The sequence below is a fragment of the Bradyrhizobium sp. 44 genome, from assembly GCF_023073095.1.
Taxonomy (GTDB): Bacteria; Pseudomonadota; Alphaproteobacteria; order Rhizobiales; family Xanthobacteraceae; genus Bradyrhizobium.
In genome coordinates this window covers 74282-90732 of record NZ_JADPIY010000010.1, presented here as the reverse complement: position 1 = coordinate 90732, position 16451 = coordinate 74282, and the positions used below count along the sequence as shown (strand labels likewise).

Sequence of the window (16451 nt, the reverse complement as noted above, 5' to 3'; positions counted from 1 at the left end):
TGACAGGCGTTGCGGACAACTCCTGGAACACGCGACATGCATTTGGGGAATTCTACGTATGCGACAGATACGCCGCGTATGCACGCTTCAAGCCATCGTGAAGCGATGTCGTCGCGCGCCAGCCGAGTTTTGCGAGGCGGCTGACGTCGAGCAGCTTGCGCGGCGTGCCGTCAGGCCGCGAACTGTCGAAATCGATCTCGCCGCTGTAACCGACGATTTCGGCGACCACGCGCGCGAACTCGGCGATGGTGATGTCCTCGCCGGTGCCGATGTTGACCAGCTCGGCACTCGAGTAGGTCTTCATCAGGTGCACGCAGGCATCCGCCATGTCGTCGACATAGAGGAACTCGCGCCGCGGCGTGCCGGTGCCCCAGACGACGACACTCTTCGCGCCCGCGAGCTTTGCTTCGTGGAAGCGGCGGATCAGGGCCGCGACGACGTGGCTCATTTCAGGATGATAATTGTCGCCGGGGCCGTAGAGGTTGGTCGGCATCACGCTGATGAAGTCGCGGCCATACTGGCTGCGATAGGCCTCCGCCATCTTGATCCCGGCGATTTTTGCAATTGCATAGGGCTCGTTGGTCGGCTCCAGCGGACCAGTGAGCACGGAGTCCTCGCGCAAGGGCTGCGGCGCCAGCTTCGGATAGATGCAGGAGGAGCCCAAAAACATCAGCTTCTCGGCGCTGTTCCGATGCGCGGCCTGGATCACGTTCGTCGCGATCGCGATGTTGTCGTAGATGAACTCGGCACGCAGCGTGTTATTGGCGACGATGCCGCCGACCTTGGCCGCGGCGAGGAAGATCACCTGCGGCCGCGTCTTCGCGAACCAGTCGAACACCGCGGCTTGATTGCACAGATCGACCTCGCGCCGGTCCACGGTGACGAGCTTGACGTCCTCCCGCACCAGCCGGCGCGCAATCGCGCTGCCGACCATGCCGCGATGGCCGGCGACGTAGACGCTCTTGCCTTTCAGCTCAAAAAACGGTGCGTTTGCCACTCGCCGCATCCCGCTTTGCGCCCGCCAGATCGCTCGCCATCATCTCCGCGACGAGTTGTGCAAAGCTCCGCTTCGGCGCCCAACCAAGCACCTCGCGCGCCTTGCTGGCGTCGCCGACGAGGAGATCAACCTCGGTGGGACGGAAATAGGTCGGATCGATCTTCACGACCGTCTTGCCGCTCTTCTCATCGACGCCGATTTCCTCGACGCCCTCGCCGCGCCATGCGATGTGGCGGCCGACCTGCGCGAACGACAGTTCGACCATCTCACGCACGGAATGCATCTCGCCGGTGGCAAGCACAAAATCGTCGGGTTTGTCGGCCTGCAGGATCTTGTGCATGCCCTCGACATAGTCGCGCGCATGGCCCCAGTCGCGCTTGGCCGAGAGATTGCCGAGATAGAGCGTCTCCTCCAGGCCGACCTCGATGCGGGCGACAGCGCGTGTGATCTTGCGGGTGACGAAGGTTTCGCCGCGGATCGGGCTCTCGTGGTTGAACAGGATGCCGTTGCTCGCGAACATGCCATAGGCCTCGCGGTAGTTCACCGTGATCCAGTAGCCGTAGAGCTTTGCCACGCCGTAGGGCGAGCGCGGATAGAACGGCGTGGTCTCCTTCTGGGGGATCTCCTGCACGAGGCCATAGAGCTCAGAGGTCGAAGCCTGGTAGAACCGCGTCTCCTTCTCCATGCCGAGGATGCGGACCGCTTCCAGCAGGCGCAGCACGCCGATGCCGTCGGCATTGGCGGTGTATTCGGGGCTCTCGAAGCTGACGGCGACGTGGCTCTGGGCGGCGAGATTGTAGATCTCGGTCGGCCGGATCTGCTGCACCAGGCGAATCAGATTAGTCGAATCCGTCATGTCGCCGTAGTGCATCAGGAACGGCACGTTGCCGACATGCGGGTCCTGGTAGAGATGATCGACACGGGCCGTGTTGAACGAGGACGAACGCCGCTTGATGCCATGCACGACATAGCCCAGCGACAGCAGATATTCGGCGAGATAGGCGCCGTCCTGGCCGGTCACGCCGGTGATGAGAGCGATCCGTTCAGCCATGGGCTTGGGCCTGGTTCCCGATGAAGAGGTTCAGAGAACGGGATAACCACTGTTCGCGCCCGCTGACAAGGTCGGCAGCGACCAAAAGCGCAACAACCAGCGCAAGAACCAGCGTTCCCGGGCGGCCCGCAGGTGCCGCCGGTCGCGAGATTAGACCCGGTGGTACTTCCGATACCATTCGACGAAACGGCCGAGGCCGTCCGCGATTGACGTCGAAGGCGAGAAACCGACGTCGCGCTGGAGCGCGGAAATGTCGGCGCGCGTCTCCAGGACGTCGCCGGCCTGCATCGGCAAGAGCTGGCGGATCGCCGGCTTGCCAATGATCTTCTCGAGCGTATCGACGAACTCGATCAGTTTGACGGAACGGTTGTTGCCGATGTTGTAGACGCGATAGGGCGCGTAGCTCGACGAGTTTTCCGGCTGCCCGGCGTTCCACGCGGGATTCGGCGTCGCGGGCCGATCGAGGGTGCGGATCACGCCCTCGACGATGTCGTCGACATAGGTGAAATCGCGCCACATATCGCCGTTGTTGAAAATCTTGATCGGCTCGTTCGCGAAGATCGCGCGCGTGAAGAGCCAGGCGGCCATGTCGGGCCGGCCCCACGGACCGTAGACGGTGAAGAAGCGAAGACCGGTCACCGGCAGCTTGTGAACATGCGCGAACGTGTGCGCCATCAGCTCGTTGGCCTTCTTGCTCGCGGCATAGAGGCTGACGGGATGGTTGACCGAATGCTCGGTCGAATACGGCAAGGTGCGGTTGGCGCCGTACACGGAGCTCGACGAGGCGTAGACGAGATGCGCCAGACCGTGGCGCCGGCCGGCTTCGAGCACGGTGACAAAGCCGTCACAATTGGCGCGGATGCTGGTGATGGGATCGTCGATCGACGCGCGCACGCCAGGCTGCGCCGCAAGGTGCACCACGCGATCGGGCGAGACCTCGTCGAACACACGCGTCACCGCGGCGAAGTCTGCAAGATCGATCTCGTAGAATTTGAACCCTGGACGGTGCTCGAGCGTTGCGAGGCGCGCACGCTTCAGCGCCGGATCGTAATATGGCGTGAGGGCATCGATGCCAACAACCTGTTCGCCACGTGCCAACAGCCGTTCACAAACGTGCATTCCGATAAAGCCGGCAGCACCGGTAACGATCACTGGCCGAAAAGTTGTCATCTCGTTCATTCCGCGAAGCAATGCCAGATCAGGACATGAGAGACAAGGTTGAACGATCACGACAATCATCAAACCGAGCGCATCCATGTAAGCGCATCGAAATGTGTAGGAAACATGATGGTGTCATGCATCCTCGCATGCTATCCGCCCACGAGGACGTTCGAACGATAGCGCCACATGTGCTACACGTGATAGATCGTATATTCGGCGCGAATGCTTAGTCCTGAGGCAACATTCGCGTAAGACACCCGCAGAATCCGCAAAGAAAAAGATCGGCTTTGAAACTCTCCATCAACGGCAGGTTCCTGTCACAGTCGCTAACGGGCGTGCAACGCTACGCCGCAGAAATCGTCAAGGCGATGGACGGCTTGCTCGCGAGCGGAGAGGCTCCGCGGCAACTGCTGGATGCAGAGTGGCAAATCCTGGCGCCGCCAAATGCGCAAACGCTCGCCGGCCTTCGCCGCATCGCCATCAAGCAGGTCGGATCGTTGCAGGGGCACGCGTGGGACCAGGTCGACCTGGCGCGCGCAGCTGCCGGCACACGCCTCGTCAGCCTCGCCAATTCCGGCCCCGTCCTCCACCGCGATCATCTCGTCGTGATTCATGACGCGCAGGTCTTCCGGCGGCCGGACTTCTTCAGCTGGCGTTACCTCGCTTTGCACCGGACGCTCGGTCATTTGCTGGCACACACAGCAACGATCGCAACGGTTTCCGCGTTTTCACGCAACGAACTCGCCAAAGCACTGTCGCTGGATCCGGCGTCGATCCCCGTTATCCCGAACAGCGCAGAACATTTCGCCACCGTCGCGCCCGATTTCTCGATCATCGACACGCTGCATCTTGCGCCTCACCAGTTCTTCCTCTTCGTAGGTTCGATGACGAAGAACAAGAATGTCGATACCGCCATTCGCGCCGCTGAGCGGCTTGGCCGCGCCGATTTTCCGCTGGTTGTGGTTGGCGGCGACAACAGCAAGGTGTTTGGAGGCGCAGCCGCCGCATGGAAGGCTGGCGTCATCATCGCCGGGCGGCTGAGGGACGAGGAGATCGCGGCACTGTTCTCCCGGGCCGCGGCGTTCGTGTTTCCAAGCCTCTACGAAGGCTTCGGAATACCGCCCCTTGAGGCGATGTACTTCGCCTGCCCGGTGATCGCGACGTCCGCCGATGCGGTGCGCGAGACCTGCGACGACGCCGCCGCCTATTTCGACCCGCTCAACGCAGACGAGTTGTCGTCACGGATGCGCGAAAGAATTGAACTTGGCCGGATTTCGCCCACGGAACAAGAGAAGCAGCGAAAGCGCCTTATGACATATTCCTGGGCCAAGTCCGCCGCATCGATGCTCGAATTCCTCGCCAAACCCGCATCCGGCCCGAAACAATGACGCGGCCCAATTATTGCTGCTTGGAGGCGTTAGACGTGCGTCCGCAAAATCTAGCGCCTGCAAGACAAGGAAGGAACGACCGTTGTCCAGCGGCCTGAAAGTTCTGCACATCGCCGAAACGGTCAGGGGCGGCATCGCGACCTATCTCAACGAGCTGCATCCGCACCAGAGCGAGAGCTTCGGCCGGGGAAACGTCAACTATGTCGTTCCGTCCGACCATCGCGACGATCTGGTGAACATCGAGGATGATGCCGTCACCACGTTTCCGCGCGACGGCCGTAATGCGGTCGGCCTGTTTCACATGCTTTTTGCGACGATGCGCGCGGTCCGGCAGCTTCGACCCGACATCATCCATCTTCACTCGTCGTTCGCAGGCCTCGTGGTGCGCCCGGTGCTGTGGCTGACCTATCGGCGTTCGCGCATCGTCTATTGCCCGCACGGATGGGCCTTCGGCCGCGAGACCGGCCGCCTCAGCTGCGAAGTCACGAAGTTCACCGAGCGCGTGCTGTCGAAGCTCACCCATCGCATCGTCTGCATCTCGGAAAGCGAGCGGGCGGATGCCATGCAGGTCGGAATCGCGGCGAATCGCCTGGTTCTTGTGCACAACGGGATTTCCAAACAGCGTCCCGTGCTCGACAAGGGGGCAACGCCGTGGCGATCGGACAAGATCAAGGTCCTCTTCATCGGACGCCTCGACCGTCAAAAGGGGTACGATCTCCTCATCGAGGCGGCGCGCGCGCTCGGAGACAAGCTCGACGTGCGCCTCATCGGCGCATCGGTCGTCAGCAAATTCCGCCGCAGCGACCTGCCGGCCAATGTCACGTTTCTGGGCTGGATGAACCGCAGCCAGATCGAGGCCGAGCTTGACCAGGCCGACATGATAGCGATCCCATCACGCTGGGAAGCGTTTGGCCTGGTCGCCATCGAGGCGATGCGGGCGGCCAAGCCGATCATCGCGTTCCGCGTGGGCGCTCTGCCGGAGATCGTCGAAGACAGTGCGACGGGCGTGCTGTGCGACGAGGTCTCCGCCGAAAAGCTGACGGAAGGCTTTCAGCGCGCGACCCGACTGGACCTGCCTGCGGTCGGCCGGGCCGGATACGAGCGCTTCACCCGCCTCTACGACATCGAGCAGACCCACCGCACCCTGAGCCAGGTCTATGCCGACGTCCTGCATGTGCGGACAAGCGAGTCCGGACAGCAGGCGGAGCTGCGGTCCGATTTCCCGAACAATCTGCGATCGTAGCGATCGGCCGATCAAGCCATCCGGCGGGCATCGTCCTACGTGAGGTCGCCGTCGGTCACGCGGTTGTCCGAAAATGACCACGCGACTGCAAACATGACGACCATTGCGCAGGTGAGAAAGCCCGCCGCGAACAGCAGTGATCCGGTGTGCAACATCGTCTTCGCCTTCCCTTTTTGTTGACCGACCACTAGCCGGATCGGGATTAGGAAGACCTTACGGATGCCAGCGTGACGCCAGCTTCCAAATCTAAGCGTTAACGGAGGCGGAATCCCGTCGCAGAAATATCGCTCCGATGAACCGGAGTGACTTCCGCTCGGACGTGTTCCCCGCCGCAGGGAGACCACGAAACATAACGCAGGGTAATTGAAGGTCGAATCCACTACTTGAAGTTTACGACGACGTCATCCAGCAACGATATCATCGCATGTGCAGGTCGATCGCTGCAGGCTGCTCACAAGTGCGACGGCGGCCTCAATTGTAACATCGATCTGACACGTGTATGTCGGGCTTGCGAACTGCTTATTAAAGAGGACGCGCTCAGCACAAATTTTGAACAGCGAGTTGCACGTGAATCACGGTTCACGAGTTGCAATAAGGTCACAGCCATAAGTGCTTTACCATAAAGTCGAAGACGCAGCAGTGACTCCGCAGCACGGGATTTGTACGGTGATTCCGATTTTAGGTGAGTATGAGGGATAGTGGTGGCTAAAACCGAACGTTCGAATTTAGAATTCGGGATTAGCCGAATCCTGGCTGTTGCTGCGATCAGCATGTCGCTTGCGGGTTGCGCGGGCTTTATTCCGCTGGATGCTCCGGATGCCGTTGCCACGCACACGAATGCTGCGCTCGTCACCGAACCGACCGCACCGCTTGCCTATGCGCTGATGCCGGTCAATCCGGCGATCCTCCAGGCGACCAACGCGTTCACGGATTCCTCCGGAATGGTGTTCTCCCGCCTTCCCGGCGGCAATTATCGCGACGTCACGATCGGCATCGGTGACATCGTCACCGTGACCGTCTACGAAGCGCAGGCAGGCGGTCTATTCATTCCGCGCGAAGCGGGCGTGAGGCCGGGCAACTTCGTCGATATCCCGCGGCAGCAGGTCGACCAGTCCGGCAGCATCAACATTCCCTACGCCGGGTCGGTCAAGGTCGCCGGGCTGACGCCGCGCGCCGTTTCAAACATCATCCGCGAGCGCCTCAAGGACCGCGCCATCGACCCGCAGGCCGTCGTGAGCGTGGCCGAGCAGCGCGGCAACCAGATTAGCGTGCTGGGCGAAGTCAACTCGCCGCAGCGCTTTCCGGTCGACCCGGGTGGCATTCGCCTGTTGGGCGCCATCGCGCGCGCTGGCGGCCCGAAATACCCCTCCTACGAGAGCACGATCACGATCAAGCGCGAGGGCCGCACTTACAGCGGGTCGATGTCCTCGGTCGTGCATCACCCCAACGAGGACGTGCTGCTCACTCCCGGTGACGTGGTGTTCCTGACCCGTATTCCCAGGGTGTACATGGCGTTTGGATCGACTCCGTCGCCGGGATCGATCGGAGGCACCAACAACCGTCGTTTCACATTCGAGAACGACAACATGTCGCTCGCCGAGGCGCTGGCCAAGGCCGGCGGTCTCGACAGCAACCGCGCCGATTCAAAGTCGATCTATGTCTATCGCTTCGAGCCCAAGCCGCTGCTGGAGCGCATCGGCGTGGACGTCTCCCAGTTTCCGACCAAGACTGTTCCGGCCGTCTACAAGTTCGACATGAGCAAGCCCGACGGCTGGTTCCAGGCGGATACCTTCAGAATGCGCGACCACGACGTGATCTCTGTCGCGGAATCGCCATCAACCGAATTCGTCAAGCTCATGAACCCGCTGAATGCGGCAAGCGTCAATGCGGACAATATCAGCTCGGTCATCGTGAATGTGAAGTAACCGCTATGGTGAGCTGCCGCACATGACCTGGAGCGGCAGCTTCGCCCAATTCGAACCATAAGGCGGAGGTAGTTCGTTCGGCCAGTTGAGGGCCAATGTGGAGAACGAGAGTGACCGAACCGACCAGACCTGTCTTGCGTGGTTTACGGGTGCTGTCTGCCACGCTGGTTGCGGCAATCAGCGCAGCCTTGTCTCCCGCCGGTGCTCAGAATGCGCAGCCCCTGGACGAACGAGTTCTGCTGGGAATGGGCACGCACCAGGGTCTCGGCGGCCCCATAGGCGGGCGCGGCTATGTCCCCTCCATTGCCGTAAAGCAACTGAAGGAACTCGGCGTCACCTCGTTCCGTGACGATTTTCCCTGGTCGGATTTCGAGATTCCCGGCCATGCTTTCGGCTTCAACCCGCAGCTCGGCCGCCTCGAGGCCCAGGTCAAGTCCGGCGTCGGAAGGCCCGTGCTCATTCTCGGCTTCGGCCACCACCTCGTGCCCAATTCCGATCCGCCGACGACGGACGAAGCGCGGCGGCGGTTCGTCAACTACGCAACCGCGGCTGCGCTATCGGTGGCGCCGCAGCGGCCCATCTTCGAGATGTGGAACGAATATAACCTCGGCGCGCGCAGAAACCCGGACTTCAACGTGGAGAATTACGTTGCACTCGCCAAGGCGGTGCAACCGGCGGTGAAGCGTGCGGTCCCCTTGGCCCCCTTCGTGGTTGGCGTGCTCGGTGACGATCCGGGGTTCAAATGGACGGATGCGTTGCTGAAGACCGATCTGCTCAAGATCGCCGACGGCATATCGATCCATATCTACAATCACTGCGCGGCGCCTGCCGGGCGCACTGCGGCGGAAGCGATCCAGCGCCTCGAGACGTTTCAACAACGGGTGGCTCAGGCGACAGGCAATCCCAACTATCCGGTCTACCTGACTGAGACCGGCTGGCCGACCGGCGAAGCCAAGTGCAGCGTGAACGAGCAGCTTTCCGCCGACAACATGGCGCAGATGATATTGTGGTCGTCGACGGCTGGACCATGGCTGAAGGGAATCTGGATCTATGAGCTCAAGGACAGCGGCACCAAACTGACCGAGCTCGAGCACAATTTCGGAATCCATCATTTCGACAACTCGCCGAAGCCCGCCGTATGCTCCATTCGCGAAAGCTGGGCATTCATTCGCAAGAGCCGGACGGCGGAACGAACAAAGCCCGTTCCCGGCGTGGTGCTGATCCGCAGCCAGGGTGGGTCGGAAACGAAGGCGGCGCTCTGGTCGGAAAGTCCGACCAAGCGTTTTGAAGTGCGATTGAAAGGGGCAGAACCGAATGCCGAGATCAGCCACGTCTGCCAGCAAGGGCCAGGATCCGCTCCCGGCGCCTGGACGGAGCTATCGACCACGCCGCTGCTCGTCACCGCGAAGGGGCAAGCCGCACTTGATTTCGAGATCAGGCCGGCTAACTGAGGCTGTCACGACGGCTGCGGTCGGCTAATCCGAGGCAATTCTTGAGAATTCTCATCGTCAACACGCTGTATCCGCCGGAGATCATCGGCGGTGCCGAAGTATCCGTGTCGCTGCTCGCGGAGGCGCTGGCTCAGCAGGGCCACCAGGTGTCGGTCGTCTGTCTTCAGAACGAGCAGGCGCTGTCGGTTGACGAGCGCAACGGCGTGCGCGTCTACCGCGTGCCGCTGGACAACGACTACTGGCCGTTTGGCCGCGACGCAAAGCCCTCCTCTATCCAGCGCCTGAAGTGGCACCTGCAGGATACCTGGAATCGCAAGGCCGCCGCCCGCTTCGCCGAGATTCTCGACATCGAAAAGCCCGATGTCGTCCACTCTAATAACCTGACCGGCTTTTCCGTCTCGCTGTGGTCGGAAGCCAAACGTCGCAACATAAGAATTGTGCACACATTGCGTGACTATTCGCTGATCTGCAAACGATCGACGCTGTTTCGAGCGGGCTCGACATGCATGCGCCGCTGCACCGCCTGCGCCACGATGACCACGCCATATCGCCGCGCGTCGCGCATGGTCGACGCGGTGACCTCCAACAGCCAGTTCGTGCTGGATCGCCACCTCGAGCCCGGCTATTTCACGAAGATCCCCGGCCGCGTCATCTTCAATATCGCCGACACGACCAACCTCGCCGCCACGCCCGGGCCGGCCAGCGAGGACCTCATCTTCGGCTTCATCGGACGCCTGGAGCCCGAGAAGGGTATCGATGTCGTCCTCAGGGCCACGGAGCTGCTTCCCGATACCGGCTGGCAACTCAAGATCGCCGGCAGGGGCCTGGAAGCCTATGTGCGAGACATCAAGGCTGCTTGCCGAAATGATCGCGTGCAATGGCTCGGATTCACCAAGTCCGCGGACTTCTACGCCGGCGTCGACGTCTGCCTGATCAGCTCGGTCTGGCCGGAGCCGCTGCCCCGGACGCTGATCGAGGGGATCGGCGCCGGCAAGGCCACAATTTGTTCCACAGCCGGTGGAATACCGGAGATCTCGGAGTTTTCTAATCTTGTAGGGAAATACGAGCCGCACGACCACCGGCGGCTCGCCGAACTGATGCAGGAGGCCATTCGCCACACCGCTCGATGGAAGAAGACGTCACCTGCCCGATCGCATTTTGCGGAGAAATTCACCCCGGAGACGATCACAGGACAATACCTGGAGATGTACGCCCGCAAGCCTGGGACATCTTCACAAGAATAAAGGCGAAAAGCTGCAAGCACTGCTGCCACAATGGATATTGAGACACATTATTAATGAAGGTCCTCGTCACTTCATCGCTCTATCCGACGCCCAAGGCCTCAAAGGTCGTCGGCGGCGCAGAAATATTCGTCCGGCGCTTGGTCGAGAGTCTGGTCGAGCGCGGCGATAAGATTGAAGTGGTTCGCGCCGCATCCCTTCCGGACCAGAAGGCCGAGCGACACAACGACGTCGACGTCTATTCCGCGCCTAGCCGAAACATCTATCTGCCGTTTACCGAACAGCGGAGCGCGCCCGCACGCGGCGTCTGGCACGCCATCGAAGACTGGCAGCGGACGGTGGACGTGGTCGGGGCGCGCATCGATGCCTTCAAGCCCGATCTGCTGCATTCAAACAACCTTTCGGGTCTGACGACGGCGGTCTGGAAGGCGGCGTTCGACCGGGGCGTTCCGATCGCCCACACGCTGCACGACTATTATCTCACCTGCCCCCGGTGCTCGCGCTTCTCCAACGGCCGGGCATGCAAGCACACCTGTTTCAGCTGCAAGCTGCTGACCATCAACCGTCGCAGAGCGACCGGACAGCTGAGCGCCGTCATCGGCGTGAGCCAGCGGATACTCGACATCCACACCGAGCTCGGACTGTTCGCCGACATCCAGACGCGGGCCGTCATACGGCATGCATCGGCGCTCCCGCCGGTTGCGCCCTCGACCCTTCCTCCCTCGAACATCCTGAGGCTGGGCTTCATCGGACGACTGACCGAGGAAAAAGGCATCTACAACCTCGCAAAGGCCGTGGGGATGTTGCCACCCAGCTCCGTCCGCCTCGTCATCGCCGGACACGCCGGCGACGAAATGAGGCGCGAACTCCGGGAACTGGCACCGCGCGCGACGATCGAGTTCCTCGGCTTCGTCGCACCGGAGAAATTCTACGAGCAGATCGACATCGTCGTCATCCCGCCGATCTGGGAGGAGCCGGGTCCCATCGTCGTCGCCGACGCGGGAGCCGCCGGCAAACCCTTTCTCGGGACGAGGTTTGGCGGCATTCCGGAGGCCGTCGCACGGGGCGCGATGGGGTGGCTCACGGAACCGGATCCGCAGTCGCTTGCGGACAGCATCCGACAACTCTTGTCGAAGCCGGACGAGATCGCGGCGATGGTTAAGCAAATGTCACTGCAGACGAGCCCGTATACCTTCGCAAGCGTCGTCGACGAGTACCGTCATCTGTTCGAAGGACTCGTCGCGGGCCGGCAATCGGCATGACAATGGATTGACGGTCAAGCATCGACCGTCATTTTCGTGTCCGATTGTCGTGACGCTGGTTTGCAACCTGTTAAGACAATCGCGCAATCCCCGTGGAACTCCGGGACATTGCCCACGCAACGCGCAGCTTGCACAACAAACGTTGCAGTAAACAGCGTCGCGCCTCGCTGGTGACATCCTTCACGCACACGGCTGACATCTACAGCGGTTAATCACGCGCTCAAGCGAGTCGACGAAATGCATCGCGAGCAAAGCCCGCGATGTGTCGACTTTTATCGGAATAAAAAACCTGAAACACAAACGTCGAGGGTTACTGCTCGACGCAATTAATCTCACATGCAGAGCCGCAGATGACCATGTCTTCAGTTGATCAGACCCTTCACTCGGCCAGTTCCTTCACTGGATCCATCGGCGTCAACACGCACGTCGCCTATTCGTGGGGGAGTTACAACAACCTGGCCCTCATGGAGGATGATCTTAAATATCTCGGCGTGACCAAGCTGCGCGATGCGCTCGCGACGTCGCCCGGCAGCAGTCCGGTCATGAACGGACTCGCGGCAGACGGGTACCAGTTCGATCTGATTGTCTCTTCCAACCTGCCAGTGACCGGTTCCAGCGGCCTCGCAAACTATCTCAAGCAACTGGACAGTTTCGTGAAGGCTCATCCCGGCAGCCTGATCGCCGTGGAAGGCCTGAACGAAGCCAACACCCAGCCGTTCTCCTACAACGGAAGCTCCGACGTCTCCGCGGCTGCAAAATTTCAGATAGCGCTCTACACCGCGATCAAGGGCGACGCGACGCTGTCCGGTGTTTCGGTCTATAATCTTTCGCTCGGCTACACCGACACCAACGACTACGCCAAGCTCGGGAACCTGACCGCTTACACCGACTTCGCGAACTCTCACGCCTATGCAGGCACCTACATCACTGCGGCCGCGGCTCTGGCGACCTATATCAGCGAGGCCGGCTCGGTCGCCTCGGGGAAACCGGTCGTCATCACGGAGACCGGCTACAGCACGATAAAGAGCGCTCCCTACCTCGGCGTCGATCAGACGGTTCAGGCCAAGTCGATCCTCAACACTCTGGTCGATGCTTTCAAGGATGGCGTCAGCACCACTTATATCTATGAGATGCTCGATCACGACTCGAGTGCCGCCAAGAACGATCCCGGCCAGAACATGGGGCTGTTCAATGCGGACGGCACGCCAAAATTGGCTGCAACCGCGATCCACAACCTGACCTCCATCCTCGCCGACGACGCCACCGGCGCTCAAACGCCGACGGCGCAGCTCGGCTACTCGCTATCGGGGCTCCCTGCCTCCGGTAACAGCATGGTGCTGACCAAGAGCAATGGCGCCTATGACGTCGTGGTCTGGGCCGAGCCGAAGATTTGGGACGATGCGACCGACAGCGAGATTTCGGTCGCCACCCATCCGGTCACCGTGAATCTTGGCGGCGTTCATCATTCGGTAATCGTTTACGATCCGATGAGCGGCACGGCGCCGATCGCTACCTATACCGACGTCAGCCAGATCGTTCTCCCGCTCAGCGATCATCCTCTAGTCATCGAGATCGACGCGCCGGCAAAGGCAGCAACTCCTCCCGAAAGCCTGGTGAACGTCAGCGACACGGCGGCCGACATCGTCGACCAATTATCGGACCTGGATGCGTCGACCACGCTGAAGACGATCACCTTGACGGATACGCACGTCCTGCCAGTCGCGTCCGAAGCGACGATGAGCTACATCATCTCGCACTACGGAAAGGCGCTGGCGGCGATTCAGGGCGGTTATTCGTTCTCCGTCACGACCTCGAGCAGCACCTGGAGCCTCACCAAAGTCTTCAATTCCTCCGGCACTCTGACCGCGGCGACGACGACCAATTTCAGCAACGGCGTCGCCACCAGCAAGGTCACGGTCAATGCGGACGGTTCGACCGACAGCTTCAGCTACAAGGCTGGCGTCGTCACTCAGGAAGTCGTCGTCAAGACCGACGGCTCCAAGGAGACGAAGACATTCGGCGCCGGCGGCGTGATCAACGACACGACCCAGAACAAGGACGGATCCTCGTCGACCACGCTGTATACCGCCGGGGCGAAGACGGCCTCCTACGTCAATAACAAGGACGGAAGCCGCGACAACACCTTCTACGGCATCACGGGCAAGTCCTACGTCACCGAGACGCTGCATGTCGACGCGTCCGGAAAGGTGACGTCCGACATCCGCAAGCATGCCGACGGCACGCTCGACTACAGCCAAGTGGTCAACAGCGACGGCAGCAAGGTCACGACCTTCTACGATTCCGCCGGCCGCAAGACCGCTCTGGTCAGTGTCACCTCGGCAGCTACCACGACCGACAATTTCGACACGTCTGGCAGGCTCGTGAAGGAGGTCCTGCAGAAGGCCGACGGCACCGTGACGACCACGAACTACAATGGAACCGTGCTGGCATCGGTCTATATCGCCAAAGCCGACGGCTCGAAGGAAACCAAGCTGTACGATTCCAGCGGCCGGATGATCAACGATACCGAGGTCGCGAAAGACGGATCCTCCTCGACCACGACATACGTTGCCGGCGTCAAATCGGCGCTCTACCTCAATAACAAGGATGGAAGCCACGACAACACGTTCTACAACATCAGCGGCAAGACCTATGTCACCCAGACCCTGCATGTCGACGTGGCCGGAAAAGTGACGTCCGACGTCCGCAAGCACGCTGACGGCACGCTCGACTACAGCCAGGTGATCAACAGCGACGGCAGCAAGGTCACGACCTTCTACGATTCCGTCGGCCGCAAGACCAATCTGGTCACCGTTACCTCGGCAGCCACTACGACCGACACGTTCGACACTGCGGGCAAGCTGGTGAAGGAGGTCGTCCAGAAACCCGACGGCTCAATGACGACAACGAACTACAACGGCTCCCTCATGTCAGCGGCGTACATCATCAACGCCAATGAATCGAAAGAAACCAAGCTGTACGACGCCGCCGGCAAGCTCGCCAACGACACCGTCTACAACACCGACGGATCGACTTCGACGACTGTGTATTCTGCCGGCGTGAAGACCGTCCTCTATGTCAACAATGCCGACGGAACCCACGACAACACCTACTACAACATCACCGGAAAGTCCTACGTCACCGAGACGCTGCATGTCGACGCTTCCGGCAAGGTGACGACTGACACCCGCAAGCACGCGGACGGAACGCTCGACTATGTCCAGGTGATCAACAGCGACGGCAGCAAGGTCACCACGCTGTACGACTCCGCAGGCCGCAAGACCAGCGTCACCATTTCGACGTCGACCACCACGACAGTCGACACGTTCGACACATCGGGCAAGCTCTTGAAGGACGTCGTTCATAAGACCGACGGGTCGATCACGACTACCAACTACAACGGATCGCTCCTCGCATCCGTCTACATCGTCAATGCCAACGGTTCGAAAGAGACCAAGCTCTATGACAGCAGCGGCAAGCTCGCGACCGACGCCCTGGTCAACACCGACGGCTCATTGTCGACCACGAGCTACACCGCTGGCGTCAAGATGGCCCTCTACGTCACCAACACCGACGGAAGCCACGACAACACCTTCTATAACATTACCGGAAAGTCCTACGTCACCGAAACGCAACATAGCAACGCTTCCGGCGTGGTCACGCAGATCGCCCGGATGCACGCCGATGGCTCGCTTGACTACAAGCAGGTGATCAACAGCGATGGAAGCAAAGTCACCGACGTTTACGATAGCACCGGTCACAAGCTGAGCGAGGTGCAGTCCCACGCCGACGGATCGAGTGTGACCGACATCTACAACACGTCGGGTGCCCTCACCCAGGAGATCGCCAAAGCGGTAAACGGCGACACGACGACGACGAATTATTCCGGCGGAAACCCGGCGTCGATCTATGTCGTTCACACCGACGGCTGGAAGGAAAGCAAGCTGTTCGACTCCAGCGGTAATCTGACCAACGACAGCGTCTACAACACCGACGGCTCGACCTCGACCACCGTGTATTCCGCCGGCGTCAAGACCGCTAGCTACGTCACCAAAGCCGACGGCACCCACGACAACTCGTTCTTCAACATCACCGGCAAGAGCTACGTCACAGAATACCAGCACGCCAACGCGGCCGGCACGGTGCTCACCGATACCAGGCTGCATGCCGACGGCACCTTCGACTATACGCAGGTGATCAGCAGCGACGGCACCAAGACCACCGACGTCTACGACAGCACCGGCGTGAAGACGTCGGAGGTCATCAAGCATGCCGACGGCAGCGCCGATCTGTGGAACTTCGCCATCTCGGGCAAGCCGGGCGCGATCGAGCACGACAGCCGCGATGCCAGCGGCGCGCTGCTCAAGATCGACATGCAGAATGCCAACGGAACGCACAGCGTGACGGCCGTTGCTGCCGGCCAGACCGTCCAGGGTTCGGCCAACAACGACTTGTTCATGATCTCGCCGGGATCAACCAGCATCGTCTATGATCACGGCAACGACAGCGTGGCAGGCTTCCACGCCGGCACGGCGACCAATCATGACGTCATCGAGATCTCGAAATCGCTGGTTGCGGATTTCGGCCACCTGCAGATGACGCAGAGCGGCTCCAGCACCGTGATCCAGCTCTCGGCCACCGACTCGATTGTCCTGCAGGGGATCAATCTGCAAACCCTCGACCATGGCAACTTCCTGTTTGTCTGACGCACGGGTCTCCCGTACGGAAGAGC

10 protein-coding genes are annotated in these 16451 nt (G+C 60.9%); 7 read left to right on the top strand and 3 right to left on the bottom strand.

The annotated features are described in order from the left end of the window. Positions 1 to 52: 52 nt before the first annotated feature. The 3 genes from IVB41_RS09805 to IVB41_RS09795 all read right to left on the bottom strand — a co-directional run bounded on the left by IVB41_RS09805 (position 53) and on the right by IVB41_RS09795 (position 3218). Positions 53 to 1006 (bottom strand): GDP-L-fucose synthase, encoded by a 954-nt coding sequence (locus IVB41_RS09805; protein ID WP_276576672.1) that lies wholly within the window; start codon positions 1004 to 1006, stop codon positions 53 to 55. Further along, the gene (gene gmd, locus IVB41_RS09800) at positions 975 to 2048 is read right to left on the bottom strand and encodes a GDP-mannose 4,6-dehydratase (protein WP_247430391.1); all 1074 of its coding nucleotides are present in this window, start codon (positions 2046 to 2048) and stop codon (positions 975 to 977) included. Before gmd ends, IVB41_RS09805 begins: the two co-directional genes overlap by 32 nt. A gap of 150 nt (positions 2049 to 2198) precedes the next feature. Continuing rightward, positions 2199 to 3218 (bottom strand): NAD-dependent epimerase, encoded by a 1020-nt coding sequence (locus tag IVB41_RS09795; RefSeq protein ID WP_247430387.1) that lies wholly within the window; start codon positions 3216 to 3218, stop codon positions 2199 to 2201. Between the two features lie 278 nt (positions 3219 to 3496). Between IVB41_RS09795 and IVB41_RS09790 the strand changes: the two genes are divergently transcribed. From IVB41_RS09790 to IVB41_RS09760, 7 genes are all read left to right on the top strand, one after another. Further along, entirely contained in the window at positions 3497 to 4597 is a 1101-nt protein-coding gene (locus IVB41_RS09790; protein WP_247430384.1) for a glycosyltransferase family 1 protein, read from the top strand. Between the two features lie 82 nt (positions 4598 to 4679). After that, the gene (locus IVB41_RS09785; RefSeq protein WP_247430381.1) at positions 4680 to 5840 is read left to right on the top strand and encodes a glycosyltransferase; all 1161 of its coding nucleotides are present in this window, start codon (positions 4680 to 4682) and stop codon (positions 5838 to 5840) included. A 770-nt stretch (positions 5841 to 6610) separates the two neighbouring features. Next, positions 6611 to 7765, top strand: a complete 1155-nt coding sequence (locus IVB41_RS09780) for a polysaccharide biosynthesis/export family protein (protein WP_247430376.1) — start codon at positions 6611 to 6613, stop codon at positions 7763 to 7765. A gap of 245 nt (positions 7766 to 8010) precedes the next feature. Further along, positions 8011 to 9216, top strand: a complete 1206-nt coding sequence (locus IVB41_RS09775) for a hypothetical protein (RefSeq protein WP_247430373.1) — start codon at positions 8011 to 8013, stop codon at positions 9214 to 9216. Positions 9217 to 9257: 41 nt separating this feature from the next. Next, positions 9258 to 10460: a glycosyltransferase family 4 protein gene (locus tag IVB41_RS09770; RefSeq protein ID WP_247430370.1), complete on the top strand. Its 1203-nt coding sequence runs from the start codon at positions 9258 to 9260 to the stop codon at positions 10458 to 10460. Positions 10461 to 10513: 53 nt separating this feature from the next. Continuing rightward, positions 10514 to 11719, top strand: coding sequence for a glycosyltransferase family 4 protein (locus IVB41_RS09765; protein ID WP_247430367.1), 1206 nt, complete (start codon positions 10514 to 10516; stop codon positions 11717 to 11719). Between the two features lie 356 nt (positions 11720 to 12075). Further along, positions 12076 to 16425, top strand: coding sequence for an RHS repeat protein (locus tag IVB41_RS09760; protein WP_247430364.1), 4350 nt, complete (start codon positions 12076 to 12078; stop codon positions 16423 to 16425). The last annotated feature ends 26 nt before the right edge of the window (positions 16426 to 16451 follow it).